20 protein-coding genes are annotated in these 21,558 nt (G+C 67.4%); all 20 read right to left on the reverse strand.

Going from position 1 to position 21,558, the window contains the following annotated elements:
- Window positions 1-351: 351 nt before the first annotated feature.
- Window positions 352-1,416, reverse strand: coding sequence for a flagellar hook-length control protein FliK (locus IFT63_RS05320; RefSeq protein WP_249404333.1), 1,065 nt, complete (start codon window positions 1,414-1,416; stop codon window positions 352-354).
- A 23-nt stretch (window positions 1,417-1,439) separates the two neighbouring features.
- Window positions 1,440-1,898, reverse strand: a complete 459-nt coding sequence (fliJ, locus tag IFT63_RS05325) for a flagellar export protein FliJ (protein WP_192083444.1) — start codon at window positions 1,896-1,898, stop codon at window positions 1,440-1,442.
- Window positions 1,895-3,280, reverse strand: a complete 1,386-nt coding sequence (locus IFT63_RS05330; RefSeq protein WP_042615419.1) for a FliI/YscN family ATPase — start codon at window positions 3,278-3,280, stop codon at window positions 1,895-1,897. The genes fliJ and IFT63_RS05330 overlap by 4 nt, the downstream gene beginning before the upstream one ends.
- Window positions 3,277-3,855, reverse strand: coding sequence for a FliH/SctL family protein (locus tag IFT63_RS05335; protein ID WP_249404404.1), 579 nt, complete (start codon window positions 3,853-3,855; stop codon window positions 3,277-3,279). The genes IFT63_RS05330 and IFT63_RS05335 overlap by 4 nt, the downstream gene beginning before the upstream one ends.
- 50 nt (window positions 3,856-3,905) lie before the next feature.
- Entirely contained in the window at window positions 3,906-4,907 is a 1,002-nt protein-coding gene (gene fliG, locus IFT63_RS05340) for a flagellar motor switch protein FliG (RefSeq protein WP_042615421.1), read from the reverse strand.
- On the reverse strand, window positions 4,900-6,540 hold the full coding sequence (gene fliF, locus IFT63_RS05345) for a flagellar basal-body MS-ring/collar protein FliF (protein ID WP_192083445.1): 1,641 nt from the start codon (window positions 6,538-6,540) through the stop codon (window positions 4,900-4,902). Before fliF ends, fliG begins: the two co-directional genes overlap by 8 nt.
- A gap of 12 nt (window positions 6,541-6,552) precedes the next feature.
- Entirely contained in the window at window positions 6,553-6,921 is a 369-nt protein-coding gene (fliE, locus tag IFT63_RS05350) for a flagellar hook-basal body complex protein FliE (RefSeq protein ID WP_042615448.1), read from the reverse strand.
- Window positions 6,922-7,067: 146 nt separating this feature from the next.
- Window positions 7,068-7,508 (reverse strand): hypothetical protein, encoded by a 441-nt coding sequence (locus IFT63_RS05355; protein WP_249404334.1) that lies wholly within the window; start codon window positions 7,506-7,508, stop codon window positions 7,068-7,070.
- Window positions 7,509-7,733: 225 nt separating this feature from the next.
- Window positions 7,734-9,212 carry a sigma-54 dependent transcriptional regulator gene (locus tag IFT63_RS05360; protein ID WP_042615424.1) on the reverse strand — a complete coding sequence of 493 codons (1,479 nt, stop codon included), beginning with the start codon at window positions 9,210-9,212 and terminating at the stop codon, window positions 7,734-7,736.
- A 1-nt stretch (window position 9,213) separates the two neighbouring features.
- Window positions 9,214-9,585 carry a response regulator transcription factor gene (locus tag IFT63_RS05365; protein WP_057507695.1) on the reverse strand — a complete coding sequence of 124 codons (372 nt, stop codon included), beginning with the start codon at window positions 9,583-9,585 and terminating at the stop codon, window positions 9,214-9,216.
- 12 nt (window positions 9,586-9,597) lie between these two features.
- Window positions 9,598-11,007 carry an RNA polymerase factor sigma-54 gene (rpoN, locus tag IFT63_RS05370; RefSeq protein WP_192084149.1) on the reverse strand — a complete coding sequence of 470 codons (1,410 nt, stop codon included), beginning with the start codon at window positions 11,005-11,007 and terminating at the stop codon, window positions 9,598-9,600.
- 250 nt (window positions 11,008-11,257) lie between these two features.
- Window positions 11,258-11,890 carry a response regulator transcription factor gene (locus tag IFT63_RS05375; RefSeq protein WP_192083446.1) on the reverse strand — a complete coding sequence of 211 codons (633 nt, stop codon included), beginning with the start codon at window positions 11,888-11,890 and terminating at the stop codon, window positions 11,258-11,260.
- Window positions 11,891-11,990: 100 nt separating this feature from the next.
- A complete protein-coding gene (locus IFT63_RS05380) occupies window positions 11,991-12,569 on the reverse strand; it encodes a PilZ domain-containing protein (protein ID WP_192083447.1) in 579 nt (192 codons plus the stop codon).
- Window positions 12,566-12,865 (reverse strand): hypothetical protein, encoded by a 300-nt coding sequence (locus IFT63_RS05385; RefSeq protein ID WP_192083448.1) that lies wholly within the window; start codon window positions 12,863-12,865, stop codon window positions 12,566-12,568. The genes IFT63_RS05380 and IFT63_RS05385 overlap by 4 nt, the downstream gene beginning before the upstream one ends.
- Complete coding sequence (gene fliS, locus IFT63_RS05390) at window positions 12,862-13,281, reverse strand: flagellar export chaperone FliS (RefSeq protein ID WP_042615428.1); 420 nt, start codon at window positions 13,279-13,281, stop codon at window positions 12,862-12,864. The genes IFT63_RS05385 and fliS overlap by 4 nt, the downstream gene beginning before the upstream one ends.
- Before the next feature lie 124 nt (window positions 13,282-13,405).
- Window positions 13,406-14,761 (reverse strand): flagellar filament capping protein FliD, encoded by a 1,356-nt coding sequence (gene fliD, locus IFT63_RS05395; protein WP_042615429.1) that lies wholly within the window; start codon window positions 14,759-14,761, stop codon window positions 13,406-13,408.
- A gap of 220 nt (window positions 14,762-14,981) precedes the next feature.
- The gene (locus IFT63_RS05400; RefSeq protein WP_192083449.1) at window positions 14,982-16,532 is read right to left on the reverse strand and encodes a flagellin; all 1,551 of its coding nucleotides are present in this window, start codon (window positions 16,530-16,532) and stop codon (window positions 14,982-14,984) included.
- A gap of 331 nt (window positions 16,533-16,863) precedes the next feature.
- Window positions 16,864-18,408: a flagellin gene (locus IFT63_RS17645; protein ID WP_192083450.1), complete on the reverse strand. Its 1,545-nt coding sequence runs from the start codon at window positions 18,406-18,408 to the stop codon at window positions 16,864-16,866.
- Between the two features lie 64 nt (window positions 18,409-18,472).
- Window positions 18,473-19,681 carry a flagellar hook-associated protein FlgL gene (gene flgL / locus IFT63_RS05410; protein ID WP_192083451.1) on the reverse strand — a complete coding sequence of 403 codons (1,209 nt, stop codon included), beginning with the start codon at window positions 19,679-19,681 and terminating at the stop codon, window positions 18,473-18,475.
- A complete protein-coding gene (gene flgK, locus IFT63_RS05415; protein WP_192083452.1) occupies window positions 19,678-21,558 on the reverse strand; it encodes a flagellar hook-associated protein FlgK in 1,881 nt (626 codons plus the stop codon). Before flgK ends, flgL begins: the two co-directional genes overlap by 4 nt.

The raw sequence follows: 21,558 nt of genomic DNA on the forward strand, positions 1-21,558 counted from the left end.
CCCGACAGCCCGCGCGCGCGCCCGCCACGTTGAAAAGGGAAATAAAGGCAGGGGTCAGAGTCCTTTCGCTACGCGAAAGGACTCTGACCCCGTCCGGCGCTCCTGCTTCTGCTCTTCTTTTTTTCTTTTCCGTGGCGGGCGCACGCAAGATGTGACAGGGCCGGGTGGTGGGGCTGGGCGGGGGCGTTGAGCGCCATGGATGGCGCGAAACGAGGCCCGCAGGAGCGGCTCTTGCCGTCCCCCGACCAGCCCCACCGCCCGGCCCAATCCCAGTGAACTGCACCAAACGTCCCACCACGAGGGGCTCAGCCGTTCGCTGGCCTCTGACGGTTTATTGGCGGCGGCAAACCGTCACGCGTGTACGTCCAGCAGCCCCCGCTGGCGGATCAACTGGGCGCTGGAGAGCGTCACCTCGGCTGTGCCGGGTTCGCCATCGCCGCTGGCGGGGAAGCTGCCGCCACGCGGGGACTGGCCGGAATCGCCCTGCTGTTGCTGGCCGACATCGGCATGGGCGAGCTGGAAACCCTGCTCGCCGAGCAGTTCACGCAGCCGCGGCAGGGTGCTTTCCAGCGCATGGCGCACCTCGACATGCGGGCTGCTGAAGCTGGCGTGGACCTTGTCGCCGTCCATCTGCAGGCGCACGTCGATCGTGCCCATGTCGTCGGGGCTGATGCGGATGTGGGCGTGGCCGATCTTCTGTTCGGCCAGCCAGCCGACGCGTGCGCTGATGGCTTCATCGAAGCCTTCCTGCCCGAAAACCGGGGTGGGGGTCGGGTCAAGCGCCCGCGCCAGGGTGATATCAGCGGCCGAACGGGTGGCTTGCAGTGCACCGGGGGCGTGCAGCAGCGGGGCCGGGGCGGCTTCGTCGTTGGCTTCGCCCGGTTCGGTGCTCAGCGCGGCCAGCGCTGCCTCGATGTCGGCCGGCAATGCGTCCGCTGCAGCGCCGTCCGGCACCAGTGCGATGCCGCCCGCGGCGGCGGCCGCGCCGGCGTTCGTCAGTGCAGGCAATGCCGAGGCGGGAGCCGATGCCGGGGCGCCGTTTGTCGCTGGGGTAGCCGAAGTCGGCGCCGCTTCCGGTGCCACCGGTGCGGCGGACAGGAGCAGGCCGGCCAGTCCGGGCGGCGGCCACGCGGCGGCCACCTCGTCGGATGTTTCGGTATCGGCGTTGTCGGCAGGTGCACCCGGGCTGGCCGGGGTTGCCTCGGCGGCAGGGTCGGCGGCGGCCGCGTCTGCGTGCTCGCCAGGTGCCTGCGCATCCTTCCGGGGCGGGGCTGGATCGGTGGCCTGCGAGGACGGCGTGGCAGAGGGCTTGCCGCTCTCACCGCCCGTCAGCAGGCGGCCGAACCCGCTGTCGGGCGCTTCGCTGCCCGCAGGTGCAGTGCGTGCGGACGTGCCGTTGCCGGCGCCGGTGGCCATACCGCTCGCGAGGGGAGATGCCATCATGACTGGCCGCCGGATTCGCCGTCGCCGGCCTGCAACAGGCGTACGCGGCGGGCACCGAGGTCATCCATCTCGCGCTGGGTGCGTTTTTCAATGACCTGCTGCTCCTGCGCGCGATAGCTTGCTGCAAGCTGCTCGAGCACCTGTTTGTCACGGCTGGCCAGCAGCAGGCGCGCGCGCTCGGCTTCCACCTTTTCGCGGTTGCTGTCCACGGTCTGGCTCTGCTGGCTGACCGCGCTGTCCAGCCGGTCCAGGAAGGCGCGCCGGTTAAGCAGCTGCGCCGGGCTGGTGGCGGCCATCTGTGCGTTGGCATACTCCTCGGCATACCGGCGCAGTTCGTCCAGCCGCGACAGGTGGGTGTCGAGGGTGCGCTGGCGCTCGGCCAGGTCGTGGGCGACGGTGTCTTCCTTTTCCTGCGCGCGCTTGAGCAGCGGGTCGATGCGCTTGGATTGCATCATGCGGGATTCTCCGGTTCCACCAGGCGCTTCAATGCGGCCTGGCTGTGGGGAAGGTCGGCGGCCTTGGCCACGTCCTGGCCGAGGAATTCGACGATCTCCGGCCAGCGCTCCAGTGCTTCGTCGGTGGCCGCGTCGTTGCCACGCTGGTAAGCACCGATGGCGATCAGGTCGCGGTTGGAGGAGTACGCCGATACCAGCCGCTTCAGCTTGCGGATGCGCAGGCGCCACGGCTCGTCGGCGATCTCGGTGACCACGCGGCTGACCGACGCTTCCACGTCGATGGCCGGGTACAGGCCGCTGTCGGCGACCCGGCGCGAGAGCAGGATGTGGCCGTCCAGGATGGCGCGCGCCGCATCGGCAATGGGATCCTGCGGATCATCACCCTCGGTAAGCACGGTGTAGAACGCGGTGATCGAGCCGCGGCCCTTGGCGCCGTTGCCGGCACGCTCCACCAGCGCAGGCAGCTTGGCAAACACCGACGGCGGGTAGCCGCGGGTGGTGGGCGGCTCGCCGACCGACAAGCCGATTTCACGCTGCGCCTGGGCGAAACGGGTCAGCGAATCCATCAGCAGCAGGACATTCAGGCCCTGGTCGCGGTACCACTCGGCAATCGCCGTTGCGCGGTAGGCGCCGTGCAGGCGCGCCAGCGGCGGGCGGTCGGCCGGGGCGGCCACCACCACCGCGCGGCGCAGGCCTTCTTCGCCCAGCGTGGATTCGACGAAGTCGCGCACTTCGCGGCCACGTTCGCCGATCAGGCCGACCACGATCACGTCCGCCGAGGTGAAGCGGGTCATCATGCCGAGCAGGGTGGACTTGCCGACGCCGGAACCGGCGAACAGGCCGACGCGCTGGCCGCGCCCGATCGGCAGCAGCGCGTTGATCGCGCGCACGCCGACGTCCAGCGGCTGGGTGATCGGTTCGCGCGAGAGCGGATTCATCGAGACGCCGGCCATCCCGACCGAGCCTTCGGCACGGATCGGACCCTTGCCATCCAGCGGCACGCCATCGCTGTCGATGACGCGGCCCAGCAGGCCTTCACCCACGTCCACGCCGCCGCCGCGCCGCAACGAGGGCACGACGCGGGCGTTGGGCAGCAGGCCGTGCAGTTCGGCGCTGGGCATCAGGTAGGTGCGTTCGCCGGCGAAGCCGACCACCTCCGAATCGACCCAGCCGCCGTCCACTTCAACTTTGCAGCTGGCACCGAGCGGGGCTTCGCAGCCGACTGCTTCCAGGGTCAGGCCGACGGCACGCCGCAGCACGCCCTCGCGGATCAACCCACGGCCGTGCAGGGTGTCGAAATTCAGGGCGTCCAGCCGCGCACCCAGGCGCAGGTTGCGCGCACCGGTCCACTCCGGCGGCAGCGGCAGGTCCAGGGTATTCATGTGGCGCTCCCCACCTGGCGCATCACCTTGTCCAGCGCGCCGCGCAGGCGGGCTTCAAGTGTGCCGTCGATGCGCACGCTTTCGGCATGCACGCGCAGGTCGCCGCGGCTCAGCACCGCATCGGGCACCAAGCGCTGCTGCGGCGACAGGGTGAGCAGCGGCGACAATGCGGCGATGTCATCCGGGTGCAGGCGCACTTCGACGTCACGGCTGCTGGTGCCGACCGCATCCACGCCTTCGGCAACCAGCTGCGCCAGCAGTTCCGGATCGGTCTGGTACGCGCGGCCGACCAGGGTGCCGGCGATGCGCACGGCCAGTTCGCCCAGGGCCGCGACGGCCTCGTTTTCCAGCCGCACCAGCGGCCGGCTGAAGTTGTCCAGGATGCCTTCCATCTGCGCGACCACGCGGCGCACTTCGGCCTGCCCCTGGGCATAGCCTTCGGCATGGCCATGGGCGAACCCTTCTTTCTCGGCGGCGTCCTGGATGGCCTGGATTTCTTCCAGCGTGGGCGGCTGCAGGATCGGTTCGGGTTCGATCTCCGGTTCGTCGTGCAGGGCCTGCTCGTCGAGCAGCAGCTGCGTGGCGGCCAGCAGGTCGGGGGCATTCCAGCGGATGGCGGTGTTGTTCACAGCATCGCCTCCGCGCTGCCGCCCAGGGTGACCGTGCCTTCATCAGCCATGCGCTTGACGATGGCCAGGATCTCGCGCTGCGCACCTTCCACGTCGGACAGGCGCACCGGACCGCGGGCCTCCATGTCTTCCAGCAGGATCTCCGCGGCGCGCTGGGACATGTTGCGGGTGATCTTGTCGCGCACCCGGATGTCGGCGCCGCGTAGGGCCAGGCCCAACCGCTCGCCACTGACTTCGCGCAGCACCAGCTGCATTTCGCGGTCGTCCAGGTCCACCAGGTCGTCGAACACGAACATCATTTCCTGGATGCGGCCGCTCAGCGACGCATCCACGCGCGCGATCTCGCCCAGGATCACCTGGTCCTGCCCGCTGTCCATGAAGTTGAGGATGTTGGCCGCCACCTGCACGCCGCCGATGTTGGACGACTTCAGGTTCTGGTTGCCGGCGAACTGGCGTTCCATGATTTCGTTCAACTCGTTCAGCGCGTTCGGCGGGATGCCGTCGAGCGTGGCGATGCGCAGCAGCACGTCCACGCGGGTGCGCTCGGGCAGCAGCTTCAGCGCGTCGGCGGCCTGGTCGGTTTCCAGGTGGGCCATTACGATGGCGATGATCTGCGGGTGTTCGTTGCGCACCAGGTCGGCCACTGCGCGCGGATCCATCCACTTCAGCGCGTCCAGTCCGGTGGTGTTGCGGCCGAGCAGGATGCGGTCGATCAGGCTGTTGGCCTTCTCGCTGCCCAGCGCCTGCACCAGCATGTTGCGGATGTAGTCGTCCGATCCCACGCCCAGCGAGGTCTTGGACATCAGTTCGTTGTTGAAGCTGTCCATCACCCCTTCGACCTGTTCGCGGGTGACGTTGCTCATGGTCGCCATGGCGATGCCGATCTTCTGCACCTCCTTCGGCTCCATGTGGCGCAGCACGTCGGCTGCCTCCTGTTCGCCGAGCGACAGCAGCAGGATGGCGGCACGCTGCACGCCGTTGAGCTGGGCCTCACTCATGGGCCACCCAGCCCTTGACCACCTGGGCCACCCGCTTGGAGTCGGTCTTCACTGATTCGCGTGCCATCCGCAGTCGTTCTTCGTAAGAGTCCACCGGCAGTGCCAGCGGTACGCCACCCAGGCTGGCGCGGTCGCGCTCCAGGGCCGGCAGGTCCATGTCATCGTCCACCAGCTGCACATCGGCGGTCAGCGGATCCTGGCCGAGCTGCGCCGGCTTCGGGCCGTTGCCGCTGATCGCACGCAGGGCGGGGCGCAGCACGCCGAACAGCAGCGCCAGCACCACGATGGCGCCCAGCAGCAGGCGCAGTCCATCCTGCACCCACGGCAGTTCCCACCAGTTCGGGCCTTCCACCGGGGTCACTTCGCGCACGAACGGGGCATTCATCACCGACACGGTGTCGCCGCGCTCGGCGTTGAAGCCGACCGCCTGCTTGACCAGGCCTTCGATGCGGGTCAGTTCGGCCGCCGACAGCGCCTGTTCGGTCATCTTGCCGTTGGCGCCGGGGCGCGGCACGTTGTCCAGCAATACCGCCACCGAAACGCGTTCGATGCGGCCACCCGGCTGCCGGGTGTGCTGCAGGGTGCGGTCCAGTTCGTAGTTGCGCGTGGCATTGCGCGAGGTCTCCGTCGGTGCGGCCGCGGTGGCCGCCGGCGCCGGCTGGCCGGGCGGGGCATTGCTGGCCGCCCCCGGCACACCCTGCGGGCCGGCGGTGCTGGTGGAGTTCTCGCTGGTCTGTTCGCTGCGTACCTTGGCCGGCTCGCCGTTGTACAGCTCGCGCGCCTCTTCGGTGGTGGAGAAGTCCATCGCCACGGTCACTTCCGGCTTGACCCGGCCGGGGCCGGTCATCGGTTCCAGCAGTTCGCGGATGCGCTGGTTGAACGAGGTTTCCTGGCGGCGCACCTGTTCGAACTGGGCGGCATTGAGCGCCGCTTCGCTGTTCGGATCGGAAACGCTGAGCATGCGGCCGCTCTGGTCGACCACGGTGACCCGCTCTGGGGTCAGATCCGGGATGCTGGCGGCCACCATGTGCACGATGGCATCGACCTGGCCGCGCTCCAGCTGCTGGCCACCACGCAGTTCAAGCACCACCGAGGCACTGGCCACGTCGCGCTGGCGGGTGAACGCGCTGGGCTTGGGAATGGCCAGGTGGACGCGGGAATCGCGCACCGGGCGCAGCGTGTTGATGGTGCGCGACAGTTCGGTTTCCAGCGAGTGCTGGTAGCGCGCGCTTTCCACGAACTGGCTGACACCAAAGCCCGGGTCGCGCTCCATCAGTTCGAAGCCCAGCCGGCCGTTGTCGGTCAGGCCGGAGCCGGCCAGCTTCAGGCGCGCATCGTGCAGGTTCTTCTCCGGCACGGTGATGCCACCGGTGGCGGCATCCAGCTCGAACGGAATCTGGGCGGCCCGCAGCAGATCGGTTGCCTCGGCGGTCGCCTTCTGGTCCAGGCCGGTGTACAGGGGCACCATGCCCGGCTTCTGCGACCAGAAGAACACGGCCAGGCCGGCGGCCACGGCCACTGCGATCATCGCCATCAGGCCCAGGCGGCGGGCGATCTGCAGGCTCTGCAGGCGATCAAACCACTGCCCGGCCTTCTCGCCGTTCAGTGCTTCCTTGGAAAGGGTCAAAGCCATCGCAGGTGATCCTTACAGCGGCATGTTCATCACGTCCTGGTAAGCCTGGACGAGACGGTTGCGGACTTCCACGGTGGCGCGGAAGGCGATCTGGGACTGCTGCGAAGCGACCATGACCTTGGCCAGGTCTGCGCCCGGGACGCCGAGTTCGAAGTCACGGGCGAGGGCGCCGGACTTGGCCTGTGCCTCGTTCACCCCGGACAGGGCGCCACGCAGGGTGTCGCTGAAACTGGCAGGCGTGGGCGCGCCGATGGTGCCCGGGGCTCCGGTCGGGATCGCATTGGTACGCGGCATCTCCCCCAGCGGACTGGCCAGCGGCTGCGAGGCCTGCGTCTGGAAGCTGCGGATCTGCGAAAGGATCGAGGTGACGGAGTGGGTCATGTGGCGCGATTCCATGGAGCGGGAACGAGGAGGCTTGCCCCGGTGCTCATGCAAGTGCCGTGCCGGAATCGCTGAGTGGTTCAGCTGCCATGCGGGCAGGGGATGACGGAAACCCGGCGCCGGGTTTCCGCCTCGGCAGTGCCCGATCAGCGCGGCTGCAGGGTCCAGGTGCCACCGTTCTGGCGGCGTCGGGGCTCGATGGGGCCATCGAACTGGGTGAACACGAAGCGGCCCTGCAGGTCGGTGTGGCAGCTCAGCATCAACTGATAGTGGCTGTCGCCGGCTTGGAAGGCTTCGTGCATGTCGATGACCGCCATGTTGTCGGCGATGCGCCGATAGGTATAGCTGCCATGGACGCGCAGGCGCGTGCCGAGCACGCTGAGCAGGTAACGGTTGCCCGAGAAATCCACGCGGACCATGCGCCCGGCGTTCGGATTGTCCGGGGCCCAGATGGGGTCGCTGAGATTGGTGAAGCGGCGGCCGTCGACATGCTCGGGCAGGCGGCAGCCGGGCCCGGCGGTGTAGGGGCTGGCGTGGGCGGCAGGCAGCAGGCTGGAGGCCAGCAGGATGCAGGCGAGGGTACGCATGGAGGTGCTCCGGCAGGACGGAGCTTCCAGCGTGGGCCACGAGCGGAGGCGTGGCTTCAAGAAAAGCCCCAATCGGCGCGTGGGCGCTTATCGGTAGTGACGGCCGCCGGCCGTCAGCCCTTTGCGCTGGGTAGGCGACGACCGTTGGTCGTCACACCGTTGCCGTTACCGCTGTGCTCGCCGAGCGCGGCTCGGCGCTACCAGGAGGAAGTCGCGCCTGGCCAATCAGCCGGTCATTTCCGGCTGGTCGCGTTCAATACCGTACTTGCGCAGCTTTTCCACCAGCGTCGTGCGACGCAGGCCGAGCAGCTGGGCGGCATGCGCCACCACGCCCTGGGTACGTTCCAGCGCCTCGTGGATCAGCGCCAGTTCGATGGTGGCCATGTGGTTGCGCAGGTCCAGCCCGTCATCCGGCAGGCCGGCCGGCGGTGCCGGCGGGGCGTGGCCCTGGCCGGGGGCATGGAAGGAGAAGCTCCGCAGGTCCAGCCGGTCATCGCCGGACGCCGGGGCGTCCACCACGGGGGCGGCCGCTACCGCCGGCACCGGCAGGTCGGCGCGATAACGCACCGGCAGGTCCTGCACGCGCACGGTGCCACCGGGATGCAGCACGGCCAGCCGCTCGACCAGGTTGGTCAGTTCGCGCACGTTGCCAGGCCAGGCATAGGTGGTCAGTGCCTGCAGCGCTTCGGGCGCGAAGCGGACTTCGCCACGGCCGGTGCGCGCCAGCTGGCCAGCGATGTTCTCGGCCAGCATCGGCAGGTCTTCGATGCGTTCGCGCAGCGCCGGTACGTCGATCGGAAACACGTTGAGCCGGTAGAACAGGTCCTCGCGGAACTTGCCATCGGCGATGCGGCTTTCCAGATCGCGGTGGGTGGCGGCGATGACGCGCACGTTGCAGCGGATCGTCTCGTTGCCTCCGACGCGCTCGAAGCTGCGTTCCTGCAGCACGCGCAGCAACTTGACCTGCATCGGCAGGCTCATGTCCCCGATCTCATCCAGCAGCAGGGTGCCGCCCTCGGCCATTTCGAAACGGCCCTTGCGCGTAGTCAGCGCACCGGTGAAGGCGCCTTTTTCGTGACCGAACAACTCGCTTTCCAGCAGGTCAGGCGGAATCGCGCCGCAGTTGATCGCAACGAACGGCCCGTCGCGCCGCGGTGAGCGCTGGTGGATCGCGCGCGACACCACTTCCTTGCCGGTGCCGGACTCGCCCAGTACCAGCACGGTGGTGTCGAACGCCGATACCTGTTCGATCATCTGGCGCAGTGCGATCACCGCCGGCCCGGTGCCGGTGGGGCCTTGTTCCTGCACCGCGCCGGCCTGGTGTTCGGCATCCAGCCGCTTCAGGCTGGCGCGACGCAGCAGCGCTTCCATCTGGGCGTGGCGCAGCGGCGCCTCCAGCGGCCAGATGTTGGCCTCATGCATGCCGTGCCGGCGCGCGAACGCCTGTGCATCGCCGTCGATCAACAGCACCGGCGGCGGCAGGCTGCTCTGGCCCAGCCACTGGAACAACGCGCTGCTGGCTTCGTTGTCGTCCAGCGCACCGACGATCACCGCCATCCAGTCGTTCTGGCGATAGCGGCCGGTGGAGAAATCCGCCGCGTCGGAAACCCAGCGCGGGTTGAAATCCATGAACTCCAGCAGGGCGACGGTGTGCTCGGCGCGGACGGCGTCATTGTCCAGCAGCAGGATCCGTGACTCGCTCATTTCAGTTTCCCTTCAACCCTTCCAGGATCGGCATGACTTCCTGGATATAGGACAGCTTGCTGACGAAATTGTCGGCGCCGGCGCGCAGCGCGTGCTCGCGGTGTTCGGCATCGTCGAAGTGGCTGGCGATCACGATGTACGGGGCATCGTCCTGCGACTTGATCAGGCGGGTAGCCTGCAGGCCGCCCATTTCCGGCATCGCCAGGTCCATCAGCACCACCTGCGGACGCAGGCTTTCCGAGCGCTCGATGGCTTCCAGTCCGTTGCCGGCGCTGCCGACCACGGCCAGCCAGTCGACCTTGCGGAAGTGGCGCATGGCGGCGTTGATGAAACCCTCGTGGTCATCAACCAGCAACACGGTGAGCTTGTCCATTCCAGTTCTTCCTCAGCCCACCCGGGCCATCAGCGGTTGCCGGACCACCGGCCGACGGCGCTCGCGCGCCGGGGCGATATCCAGTTGTTCCCGGTATTTTGCAACGGTCCGGCGTGCAATGTTCACTCCCTGGCGCGCCAGCAGCCCGGCGATGGCCTCATCGGCCAGCGGCCGCCCCGCCTGTTCAGATTCGATCAGCCGGCGCACCATGGCTTTCACGGCCGCCCCGGAGACGCTGGCCCCTTCCAGCCGCACGGCGAAGAAGTGCTTGAGTTCGAAGGTACCACGCGGGGTCTGCAGGTATTTGCCGGTGGTGATGCGCGAAACGGTGGATTCGTGCATGCCGATGGTATCGGCCACCTCCTTCAGGGTCAGCGGGGCCATGGCCTCATCGCCGCGGGTCAGGAAGGCGGCCTGGCGCTCGACGATCACCCGCGCGGTGCGCAGCAGGGTGTCGTGGCGCATCGACAGGCCACGGGTCAGCCAGCGCGCCTCGGCGAGCATCTCGCGCATGGCCGGGCTGGCATCGGGGCAGTCGGCCAGGGCCTGTTCGTAGTCCCGGTTGATGCCCACCCGGCGGCTGCTGCGGCTGTTCAGCGCCACGCGCCACTGGCCGTCGGCGTGCCAGGCGCTGACGTCGGGCACCACCACCGCGTTACGCTCGGGCAGCAGGCTGTCACCGGGCCGCGGCTGCAGGGACAGGATCAGCCGCACCGCTTCGTGCACGTCGGCTTCTTCACTGCCATGGGCCGCAGCCAGGGCGGGGTAATCGTGGCTGGCCAGCAGCTCCAGCGATCCGGCCAGGATGCGCCGTGCCAGGTAGCGGGCGGCCACGGCGCCGGGCAGGGCGTCCAACTGGGCCTGCAGGCATTCACCCAGGTGCTGTGCGGCCATGCCTGCCGGGTCGCCCTGCAGCAGGCGCTGGCGGATGGCTTCCAGTTCTTCGGCCTGCACGTCCAGCCGGGCGCTGCCCAGCAGGTGCAGCTGCGCCAGCGGAGACTGCAGGTAGCCCGCATCGTCGCAATGTTCCAGCCAGAAGGCGGCGATGCCCAGTGCGCGCTCGTCCAGCTCCAGTGCCAGGCCCTGCAGGATGCGCAGGTGCGGATCGCTGGACTGGCCGGCGGCGATGCGCGCCATGCGATCGTCGTCACCGTCCTGCCAGCTGGCGCCGGGGATGTCCCACATGCCGCTCTCGGGCAGTTCGTCGAAGGCGGCCGCATCGGTGGCCGCGTCCACCGCGCTGCCTGCCTCGGCCACGCTGTCGCGGACTTCTTCGATTTCCAGCAGCGGGTTGTTGTCCAGGGCGCGCTGGATTTCCTGCTCCAGCTGCAGGCCATCGAGCTGCAGCAGCCGGATCGACTGCAACAACTGTGGCGTCAGGTGGAGGTTCTGGCCCAGCTGGACATTGAGTGCGGCTTTCATCTGCATTCCCCTGCGCCATCCCCGACGCGTTATGGAACACATCTTGCTTGTTGGCCGGGGTAGGGGAAATCGGGGGGTTCCTGAGCGCGCTAGGGCCGCCCCTGACCCGTGGTCAGGAAAATCCCTACATCGCAACGGGTTTCCGTCACGGCGCCAGGTGCAAGTGCCTGATCCGCAGTAGCGGTCCGGCCTGCCGCCGCAGGAATCTCGACCCGAGGCGGCCGCGGCGCCGGAAAAGCGTCGTCGTCCGCTATTCCAGATCGCTCTGGTGGCGCGCGGCCAGCAGCACCAGGTCGTTGGCGCGACGGCAGCCCAGCGATTCCATCATCCGGGCGCGATGGGTCTCCACGGTCTTGACGCTGATCCCGAGGTCGGCCGCCATTTCCTTGTTGCTCTGACCGCTCCCTATCCGGCGCAGGATCTCACGCTGGCGCGGGGACAGCGCCGCGACGCCCACCGGCTTCTCCCGCCCCAGCATCGGGGCGAGCATCTTTGCCGAAATCTGTGGGCTCAGGAACACTTGGCCGGCATGCGCCGCGCGCAGTGCCAGTTCCAGTTCGCCCGGCGCGGCATCCTTGACCACGAAACCTACTGCGCCGCGATCCAGCGCATCGCGCACATGGGCGACGTCGTCATGCATGGTCATCATCACCACGCGCGATCCAGGGGCATGCAGGCGGATATCGCTGAGTGCTTCCAGGCCGGTGCGCCCGGGCAGGGAAAGATCCATCAGCACCACATCCGGTGCATGGTGCAGCGCTTGCTGGAGCGCCTGTTCAGCATTGCTGGCTTCGGCCACCAGCTGGACATCGGCGAATCCCTGCAGCAGTCGCCCAAGGCCGGCGCGGACTAGGGTGTGGTCGTCGACGATCAGAACGCGCAAGGTGAGCAACTACAGGCAGGGAAGGGACCACCATAGCGGACCGGGACCGGGCAGCCAATAGCGACAGGCGCGTACAGCGACGGCCATCCCGTATTGCGCCTCAGCGGTAGCGTCGGGCGTCGGCGATCTGGCGGCGGTGCAGGCGGAACAGGTGGCGTTCCAACGCCATTTCCAGCCCGTCACCGAGCTCATCGAAACGCAGCCACAGGTAGTGGCCGCCGGCGCCATTGGCCGCTTCGGCCAACACCTGCACGGGCAGGTCCACGTGGTCGGGCAGCCAGTCGCTGGGCTGCAGGCGTACCGTGCCCGCGCTGCCCGCAACCGCGCCGCTGCGCGGGCCCAGCTGCAGCCGGATGCCGCGCCGTGACCAGCGCAGCGGACGCAGGGGCAGGGCATCGGCCTGCTGGCGTACCAGCCGGCCGACCAGCAGCAGCACCAGGTCGAGCTTGGCTTCGATGCGCTGCTGGCCGGGGCTGGCTTCGCCGCGGTCGTCTTTGTCCTCGCCGCGGCTGTCTTCCACCAGGCCGATGCTGCGCAGCAGCTGCTCGGCCGCGCTGGCGCGCACGCTGCCGCTGCCGCGCAGGAAGTCCGCGGGCAGGTCCACGTCGCAGCTCAGCGTTTCATCGAACAGCTCGCTTTCTGCTGGGTGGTGGATCGAGGGCGCGGCGGGCGTATTCATGCCAGCGATTCTGCCTTCAGGTAGGCATGCGCAGCGCGAAGGGAGCGCTTGCCGTGGTTGATGTGGGCAGCGGCTTCATCGCGCAGCTGCACCATGCGGCCCATCACCCGCTGCTGGTGGGCGAGCAGGGCACGGATCGCCTCGTCGGTGGGGCGTTCGATGCTCAGTGAAAGTGCGGCCACCGCCTGCAGGTGCTCGCCCATCAGGCGTTCGCTGTGGCCATGGTCGTCGCCGGGCAGGCTGGCCTCCAGCGTTTCAAGCGCCGCGTGCAGCGGCTGCAGCGCCTGGTCGCTCATGGTGCGCCTGCGCCGCCAGCGTGGCGCTGCTCGTTCGGGATCGCATTCCAGGCCGAATCGATTTCGACCATCAGGCCGAGCGCCTCCTGCAGTGCGACCGGGTCGTTGTGCAGGTTCGCTTCGGTCAGCCGCACGATCACGAACTCGTACAGCGAGGACAGGTTGCCGGCGATTTCACCGCCTGCTTCGTGGTCCAGCGAACCGTCAAGGTGGCCGACGATCGAGCACGCCTCGCCGATCGCCTTGCCCTTGCGCGCCTGGTCGTTACGCTGCAGCGCCGCTTCGGCGCTGCGGATGCGCTCGCACGCGCCGGCCAGCAGCAGCGCCACCAGTTTGTGCGGATCCGCATCCACCACCGAAGTGCTGACGCCGACCTTGCGGTACTGCTCGGCGAACTGCCGGTTTGTGCCGTACATGTTTGGTTTCTCCTGGGGTGCCGGTTGCCTGGTTCCGCCCGTGGCGGAGTGCAGCCGGTACCGGTGTTTCATGGATATCGGCCATCAGGCCGATCAACTTGAGCGGGCTGGCGCGGGCGCCGGATCAGCTCTTGGAGCTGTTGTTGGCCAGCTGCTGGGACAGCGTATTGCTGGCGGTCTGCATCTGGGTGACCAGGCCTTCCATCGCGGTGAACTGCTTGGTGTAGCGGTCGGATACTTTTTCCATGCGCGCGTCCAGGTCATCCAGCTGCTTTTCCAGCGCCTTGATTTCCTTGTTGAGCGAATTGGTGCGCTGGGTGATGGTGCCGGTGGTGCTGTCCAGGTTGCTCTTCAGCAGGGCGGTCATCGACTTGCCGATGCTGCCTTCGGCACCAAACAGTGACTTGGCCGCCTCCGGGTTCTGCGCCATCGCCGTATCCAGCTTGGCCGCATCCAGGCTCAGCGTGCCATCGGCGGCGATGGTCAGGCCCATCGTTTTCATGTCGTTGACGTTGGCGCTCAGCGAACTGCGCAGCTGCTGCTGCAGGCCGCGCACCATGGCATCGCCGGTCAGCGTGGCGGCGGTTCCGGTTTCGGCGTTGTAGGCGCTGGAGCTCTTCAACGTGCTCTGGATGGAGTTGTAAGCGCTGATGAACGCGTTGAGGTTGGTCTTCAGCGTGCTGTTGTCCGGGGTCAACGTCAGCGTCTGCTTCTTGCCTTCTTCGGCCTTGGTCAGCGTCAGCGTGATGCCGGGGACCAGGTCGGTGACGGTGTTCGAACTGGAGGTACGGGTGAAGCCATCCACCACCACCACCGCATCCTTGGCGGCGACCATCTCGGTCATCTTCGAGGTGCCGGCGGCATCATGGACCAGGTCGCCCAGGCCACCGTTGCCACCGCTGGTGCTGACCGTCAGTGCGCCTTTGGTCCCGGAATCCACGGCGGTCAGCACCAGATGCTGGCCATCATCGGCGGTCACCACGGCCGCCGTCACGCCTTTGCCGCCGGCAGCGGAATTGATCGCCGCGGCCACCTCGGTCAGCTTGGCGCCGGCCGGGATCGTGACGCTGATGTTCTTTTCGCCGTAGCCGATGTTCAGCGTGCCGTCGCCGATCACCGCGTCCTTCTCGTAGGCCTTGGAGCTCAGCTTCTGGTTCTGCGCGAGCGAGCGCACTTCCACCTCATGCGTGCCGGCGGCCGGCTTGCCGGCGGTGCTGGCGGTATCGATGACGGCGGTGAAGTTAGATTCGGTCGGCGTGCTGGCCTTGATGCCTGGATTGGCCACGCCCTTGACCAGCGTGTTCAGCGCGGTCTGCAGGCTGGTCATGCCACTCTTGATGGTGCCCAGCGACGAAAGCTTGGCGCTGGCGGCGACGCCGGCGTTGTTGATCTGGTTTTCCTTCGGCGCGCGCTCGTTGGCGACAAGCTGGGAGACCAGGCTGGGGATGTCGAGGCCGGAACCGATGGTGCCGAGGGACATGGAAGGATCCTTGTGCTGTGACGGCACGAGCCGATGCCATGCATCTGCTATCGGCCGTATTTGGGCGAGCTTGAGCGCTGCTGCGCTGGCTGCTTTGATGCAAGCCCCGTGCCACGGTCCGATGATGACGGCCGCTGACCGTCAGCCCTTCCAACAATCACGCAAACGAAAAGGGGGCTTTCGCCCCCTTTCCGGTCTCACGTACTGCTTGATCCGTGGATCAGCCCAGCAGGCTCAGCACGCTCTGGCTGGACTGGTTGGCCTGGGCCAGCATCGCCGTACCGGCCTGCTGCAGGATCTGGTTGCGGGTCAGTTCGGCGGTTTCCGAAGCGTAATCCACGTCGCGGATACGGCTGCGGGCGGCCGACATGTTCTCCGAAGAGGTGTTCAGGTTGGCAACGACCGAGGTGAAGCGGTTCTGGATCGCGCCGAGGTCGGCACGCGAGGAGTTGACCGAGTTCAGCGCAGCGTCCATCGCCAGGATCGCGTTGTCTGCACCACCGACCGAGGAGATGTCCAGATCGGCGAAGCCGGTCTTGGCGCCACCTGCGGCGTAGTTGGTGGTTTCCGCAGCGGTCAGGCCGGTCTGCGCGGTCAGCGCATCGGCATCGGTGCCATCGGCGACGGCGATTTCGAAGTTGCCTTCCTTGCCGGTCAGCTGCAGCTTGCCTTCGACCAGCGAAGCGCTGACGCCGGTTTCGTGGGTCTTGGCGTTGACCGCGTTGACCATCTGCGTGGCGCGGTCACCTGCGGTCTTGGCGGCATCCAGGGAAATGGTGGCCGAGCCGGTGCTGCCGGTCAGGGTGAACGATGCGGCGGTGAAGGAAGCAGCGGTGGCCTCGGTACCGTTGGTATGTGCAGCGGCAAAGCCTGCAGTCGCGAAGCTACCAGCGGTGTTGAAGGTGCTCGCCACGGCCACCGTCAGGTCGGTGCCGTCCGCCTTGCTGAAGGCCAGATTGTCGCCGGCCGCAGTGCCGCTGACAGTGATGCCGGCGTTGGTCAGTGCGGTGCGAACTTCATCGGTGGCAAGTGCAGCGTCGATCGCTGCGTCGTCCACGGTGACGGGGTTGCCGCCAGTCTGCGTGCGGGACAGCACTTCGACGCCACCGACAGTCAGCGAGAACGCTTGGCCGTCAGCATTGGACACTGCGCTGGTGAACGCACCCGAGGTGCCGGTGGTGGTAGCCACTGCCGCAGCAGCGCCGCCGTTCGGAACCGCACCGCTGACCGAAGCATTGGTCGAGGCGCTGGTCCAGCTGCCGAGCTTGCTGATGTTGGCGTTGGCGATCTGCGAGATGTTGATCGTCTCGCCCTGGTTGGCGCCGATCTGGAAGGCCTGGTTGGTGAACTTGCCGTCCAGCAGGTTGGTGCCGTTGAAGTTGGTCTGCTCGGCGACGCGCTGGATTTCCTGCTTCAGCAGCTGCACTTCCGAGTTCAGCGCCTGGCGGTCCGAATCGGAGTTGGTCGCGCTGCGGGACTGCACGGCCAGCTCACGCATGCGCTGCAGGTTGTTGCCGATTTCGCCCAGGGCGCCTTCAGCGGTCTGCGCCAGCGAGATGCCGTCGTTGGCATTGCGGGCAGCCTGGTTGGCGCCACGGATCTGGGTGCTGAAGCGCTCGGAGATGGCCAGGCCGGCGGCGTCGTCCTTGGCGCTGTTGATGCGCAGGCCCGAGGACAGGCGCTGGATGGTGGTGGCCAGGTTGGTGCCGCTGGTGCTCAGGTTGCGCTGGGCGTTGAGCGACATGGTGTTGGTGTTGATGACTTGTGCCATGGTGCGGTTTTCCTTTTTGGCAGTGGGTCCGGCAGTTCAGCCTGGCCGGTATTAGGGGCAGTGGATTGGCGCCCCCGTGGGGGTGTGCTGCCGCTGCTGAAAACAATAACGGCACTGCCTGCCCAGCCTTTAGCCACAAGTCAATTATTTTTTCGTGAGGGCGCCGCACACGGTGGCTTCCCGTTGGCTTTCCGGTAGCGCCGAGCCGTGCTCGGCGGCTTCTTGCCGGCAATACACATCAAAAGGCCCCGCCAGTGATCTGGCGGGGCCTCGGGGCGTGCGCGCGTGGATGGATCACGCCGAGCATGGCTCGGCGCTACCGGACACCTGCTTACGACTGCAGCAGGCTCAGCACGTTCTGCGGCACCTGGTTGGCCTGGGCCAGCATCGCCGTGCCGGCCTGCTGCAGGATCTGCGAGCGGGTCAGTTCGGCGGTTTCCTGGGCGTAATCCACGTCGCGGATGCGGCTGCGCGCAGCGGACATGTTTTCCGAGGACGTGGTCAGGTTGGCGATGGTGGAGCTGAAGCGGTTCTGGATCGCGCCGAGGTCGGCACGCGCCGAATTGACCGACTGCAGTGCCGCATCCATGGCCAGGATCGCGTTGTCCGCATCAGCCTGCGAGGAGATGTCCAGCGCAGCGAAACCGACCTGGGCCGAGCCGGCAGTGAACGAGCGGCCATTGACCGAGCTGTCACCAGCGGTGAAGCCCGTGGCGCCTGCGAGTTCGTCGGCGGTGAGGCTGCCCCCGATCTCGAAATTGCCGGTCTTCGATTCCAGCTGCACCTTGCCATCGATGATCGAGGCGGTGACGCCGGTTTCGTGACTCTTCGCATTCACCGCGTTGACCATCATGGTGTTGCGCTCGGCCGTGTCCTTGGACGCGCCCACTACGATGTCGACGGTGCCGGTGCCATCGGCGGTGGACAGGGTCAGCTGGCCGGCCGTGATGGCGCCGAAGCTGGCCGCGACAGCGGCAGTGCCGTTGTCCTGGGAGCCTACAAAGCCGGCCCCTTGGAAACCGTCCGCGCCGGCGCCAGTCATGCCGATGGTGAACTCGCCCCCATCGGCGCGCGAGAACGCCAGCGTGCCGGCGGCAACCGTGCCGGTCGAGGTGAAGCCGGCGGCCGCCAGATCAGCGGAGCGGTCAGACAACGCCTGGGTGATCTGCGCCTCGGTGACCGTTGCACCTTCTGCCGCAGTGAGGATCTCCACGCCGCCGACGGAGAGCGAGAACCCGCCTGCGGCTGCGGTGACCTCCTCGAACAGTCCCGAGACAGCCGACGCGTTCGGCACCGCCGCAGCCGCACCACCGGTGGCCACGGCGCTGGTCAGGCTGGCCGCAGTGGACGCACTGGTCCAGCTGCCCAGCTTGTTGGTATTGGCGTTGGCGATCTGCGAGATGTTGATCGTCTGGCCCTGGTCGGCGCCGATCTGGAAGGCCTGGTTGGTGAAGCTGCCATCCAGCAGGCTGGTGCCGTTGAAGTTGGTCTGCTCGGACACGCGCTGGATTTCCGACTTCAGCAACTGCACTTCGGCGTTCAGTGCCTGGCGATCGGAATCAGAGTTGGTGGCGTTGCGCGCCTGCACGGCCAGCTCGCGGATGCGCTGCAGGTTGTTGCCGATCTCGCCCAGTGCGCCTTCGGCGGTCTGCGCCAGCGAAATGCCGTCGTTGGCATTGCGCGCGGCCTGGTTGATGCCGCGGATCTGGGTGGTGAAGCGCTCGGAGATCGCCAGGCCCGCCGCGTCGTCCTTCGCACTGTTGATGCGCAGGCCCGATGACAGGCGCTGGATCGAGGTGGCCAGCGAGTTGCCGCTGGTGGAAAGGTTGCGCTGGGCGTTCAGCGACATCGTGTTGGTGTTGATGATCTGTGCCATGGGGCGTCTCCGTGGGTTGCTCGGGTCTGTTGGTAGAGGCGCGCTTGGGGCGCCCGGATGAAGGTCAGCGGATACTGTTGAACAGGGACATCGCCTGCATCTGGCTGAAGATCGTCTGCGCGGCCTGCAGGGCCGCGTTTTCGAGCTTGTACTGGCCGATGGCATCGGCGTAGTCCAGGTCGCGCAGGGTGGAAAGGGTGGTCTTTACGGTTACGGCGGTGGCGTCGCGTGCGCTGGCGGCGTCGTCGATGGCGGCCAGCTGCGCACCGCCCTTTGCGCGTGCATCGATCATGTTTTCCGAAGCACGCGTGATGTCACGCATGCTCGACTGCAGCAGGTTCTGCATGCCGGTGCGGTCGGCCGCAGTCTGCGGATCCGATGCCAGTGCACCGATCAGCGTGTCCATCGTGGCGAAGATGTCGCGCGAGCTGGAAGCCACCACGTCGAAGCTGTCACCGGCGGCCGGTGCGCCTTCAATGCGCAGGCGGACGCCGCCGACCACGATGTCTTCGCCCTTGGTGTGCGTGCCGGTGGCCACCACCGCGCCGGTATCGTCCAGCACCTCGTAGGCACCTTCGCCGGCGGCGGTGAAGCGAACGTTGAGCGCGCCGCCGTCCCAGTCCGCGCTGCCATCGCGGCTTACCGAGGTCAGCAGGCCGCTGCCGGTGTTGCCCGCGGCCGCACTGGCGTCCACCGTGCCGTCGCCAGTGCGGATTCGCATGAAGATCTCGCTGCCGGGCAGGGCATCGTTGACCAGTTGGCCGGGTGCCACTTCCACCTGGCGCTGGGTCTGGTCACCGACATAGCTGACCGTGCCGCCGGCCTTGAGGAAGGGCGCGTCCGAATCGTTGCTGCCGCCGAACAGGTAACGACCGCTGCCGTCCTTGCTGTTGGCCAGCGACAGCAGGCTCTCCTGGATGGTCTTCAGCTCACTGACGATGGCCTTGAGGTCGGTGTTGCCGGGCACCGGCGTGTTGGCCTGGATGCTCAGCTCGACCGCGCGGGTCATCAGTTCATTGGCCTGGGCCAGGGCGTTTTCCTGCAGGCCCAGGCGGTTCTGCGCGTTGTTGGCGTTCTTGCCGAGCTGCTCCAGCCCGGCCACCACGCGGTCCAGCCCGACGGCGGTGCCAGCAGCGACCGGATCGTCCTTGGCCGACACGATCTTGCTGCCGGTGGCGATCTGCTGTTCCAGATGGTTGATCTTGGACTGCTTGCCCAGCATCAGCGAAACCGACTGGCTGAACATCATCCCGGTGGAAATACGGTCATTCATCGCGAGACGGCTCCGAGGATGGTCTGGAACATGGTGTCGGCGGTGGAGATCAGCTGCGAAGCGGCCTGGTAGGCCTGCTGCAGGCGGAGCATGTCCGCTGCTTCTTCGTCCAGGTTCACCCCGGATACCGAATCCCGCGCGGCCTGCGCCTGGTCGGTGATCACCTGCTGCGCATCCAGCGAGTACTGCGCCGAACGTGCGGCCGCGCCGACCTGCGTAGTCAGCCCACCCAGCGCGCCATTGAGGGTGACGGTGCCGCTGTTGAAGGTCTTGGCGTCTTCCACCTTGGCCAGCGCCAGCGCGTTGCTGTTGTCCGACGAACCGGCACCGACCGGGGTGATGTTGAAGCTGTCGCCGGGCTTGGGCGCGCCATCGAGCACGAAGCTCCAGCCATTGGCGGTGATCGTCTGTCCAGCGGTGTAGGCGAACGGGCCAGCACCGTCGATGGTGTACTGGCCGGCGGCGGTGAAGACGATCGCGGCCGGGTTGCGCAGCGCGGCGTTGCCGGCGTCGGCCACCTTGACGTCGGTGAGCTTGCCGGTGCCGGTGTTTGCGGTGGCGGCCGCGCCCTTGATCGGCGCCGCCGCGGCCAGCCGCGACGGATCGGTGATCGCCACGCTCATGCTGCCGGCCACGTTGGCGGTCGGCTGCAGCAGGAAGCGGTCATTGGCCGCCGGGGTGCCACCGACCACCATCTGCACGCCGTTGATCACCAGCGGATCGGCCGCACTGCCGGTGCCCGTCAGTGGGATGGCCGCACCGGTATCGGCGCGATTGGCCTGCCACTGGGTACCGTCGAAGCGCAGCACGATGTTCTGCGCATCCAGCCTGGACAGGTCGCCGAAGCTGGCCTGGATCGTCGCACTGCCGGTGTTGGCGGTGTTCTCGGTAATGCGCGGGCTGCCGATGTTGAACAGGTCGGTGCCCATCTGCCCGTACAGATCCACGCCGTTGCGGTGGGTGTCGTTGAAGGTGGTCGCAAGGCCCACCGCCAGCTTGCCCAGTTCGGCCTGGGCCGGGGTCAGCACGGTTTCGCGGAACTCCATCAGCCCGCCCACCTGCCCGCCGAGTGCCTTCGAATCCAGCACTACCTTGGCGCCCTGCGTTTCCAGCGCCAGCTGCAGGCGCTCGGGCTGGTAGGCATCGGTAACCGTGGTGACCTTGCTGGCGGTGCTGCCGACCACCAGCGCCTGGCCGCCGGCGGTGTAGACGTTCATGAAGCCGCCGTCCTGGATCACCGCGTTGCCGCCGGTGTAACCGACCAGGTGGGCGATCAGCTGGTCACGGCGGTCCAGCAGGTCCGGTGCGGCATTGGCGGCGTTGCTGCCGATGGCGCCGTTGATCTGCGCCACTTCCGCAGCCAGCCGGTTGATCTCGGTGGCTGCCGCGCTGATGCCGTTGTTGACCTCGCTGTTGAGGCTGTCCAGGCTGGTATTGAGCTGGCGGAAGCGATTGGCCAGCGTGTTGGCGCTGTCCAGCACGTTCTGGCGGTCAGCGGTGGCCGACGCGTTGGAAGACAGTCCGCTGACCGAATCGAAGAAGTTCGACCACACACCGGCCACGTTGGTGGAGGCATCGGAGAACAGCGAATCGACGCGGTCGGCCATGGTCGACAACTGCTTCAGCCGGGCCAGTTCGCCGCTGCCATCGAGCAGGCGCGAGATCGCCAGCTGGTCGGCGACCCGGCGGATATCGGCGATGCGGGTGCCGTTGCCAACGGTGCCGTAGCCCATCTGCTGCGGATCGGCGGTGGCGAAATCCACGCGCTGCCGGCTGTAGCCAACGGTGTTGATGTTGGCCACGTTGTGGCTGGTGGTGGCCAGTGCGCGCTGGAAGGCGAGCAGGGCACTGGTACCGGTAGAAAGTACGCTGGTCAT

It is taken from the genome of Stenotrophomonas sp. CFBP 13724, assembly GCF_014841975.1.
Lineage (GTDB): Bacteria > Pseudomonadota > Gammaproteobacteria > Xanthomonadales > Xanthomonadaceae > Stenotrophomonas > Stenotrophomonas lacuserhaii.

Excerpts from the sequence above, each read along its gene's own strand:
- IFT63_RS05320 (WP_249404333.1), bottom strand. The coding sequence starts at position 1,416 with ATGGCCACCGGCGCCGGCAACGGCACGTCCGCACGCACTGCACCTGCG.
- fliJ (WP_192083444.1), bottom strand. The coding sequence starts at position 1,898 with ATGATGCAATCCAAGCGCATCGACCCGCTGCTCAAGCGCGCGCAGGAA.
- IFT63_RS05330 (WP_042615419.1), bottom strand. The coding sequence starts at position 3,280 with ATGAATACCCTGGACCTGCCGCTGCCGCCGGAGTGGACCGGTGCGCGC.
- fliG (WP_042615421.1), bottom strand. The coding sequence starts at position 4,907 with ATGAGTGAGGCCCAGCTCAACGGCGTGCAGCGTGCCGCCATCCTGCTG.
- fliF (WP_192083445.1), bottom strand. The coding sequence starts at position 6,540 with ATGGCTTTGACCCTTTCCAAGGAAGCACTGAACGGCGAGAAGGCCGGG.
- fliE (WP_042615448.1), bottom strand. The coding sequence starts at position 6,921 with ATGACCCACTCCGTCACCTCGATCCTTTCGCAGATCCGCAGCTTCCAG.
- IFT63_RS05355 (WP_249404334.1), bottom strand. The coding sequence starts at position 7,508 with ATGCGTACCCTCGCCTGCATCCTGCTGGCCTCCAGCCTGCTGCCTGCC.
- IFT63_RS05360 (WP_042615424.1), bottom strand. The coding sequence starts at position 9,212 with ATGAGCGAGTCACGGATCCTGCTGCTGGACAATGACGCCGTCCGCGCC.
- IFT63_RS05365 (WP_057507695.1), bottom strand. The coding sequence starts at position 9,585 with ATGGACAAGCTCACCGTGTTGCTGGTTGATGACCACGAGGGTTTCATC.
- rpoN (WP_192084149.1), bottom strand. The coding sequence starts at position 11,007 with ATGAAAGCCGCACTCAATGTCCAGCTGGGCCAGAACCTCCACCTGACG.
- IFT63_RS05380 (WP_192083447.1), bottom strand. The coding sequence starts at position 12,569 with ATGAATACGCCCGCCGCGCCCTCGATCCACCACCCAGCAGAAAGCGAG.
- IFT63_RS05385 (WP_192083448.1), bottom strand. The coding sequence starts at position 12,865 with ATGAGCGACCAGGCGCTGCAGCCGCTGCACGCGGCGCTTGAAACGCTG.
- fliS (WP_042615428.1), bottom strand. The coding sequence starts at position 13,281 with ATGTACGGCACAAACCGGCAGTTCGCCGAGCAGTACCGCAAGGTCGGC.
- fliD (WP_042615429.1), bottom strand. The coding sequence starts at position 14,761 with ATGTCCCTCGGCACCATCGGTTCCGGCCTCGACATCCCCAGCCTGGTC.
- IFT63_RS05400 (WP_192083449.1), bottom strand. The coding sequence starts at position 16,532 with ATGGCACAAGTCATCAACACCAACACCATGTCGCTCAACGCCCAGCGC.
- IFT63_RS17645 (WP_192083450.1), bottom strand. The coding sequence starts at position 18,408 with ATGGCACAGATCATCAACACCAACACGATGTCGCTGAACGCCCAGCGC.
- flgL (WP_192083451.1), bottom strand. The coding sequence starts at position 19,681 with ATGAATGACCGTATTTCCACCGGGATGATGTTCAGCCAGTCGGTTTCG.
- flgK (WP_192083452.1), bottom strand. The coding sequence starts at position 21,558 with ATGACCAGCGTACTTTCTACCGGTACCAGTGCCCTGCTCGCCTTCCAG.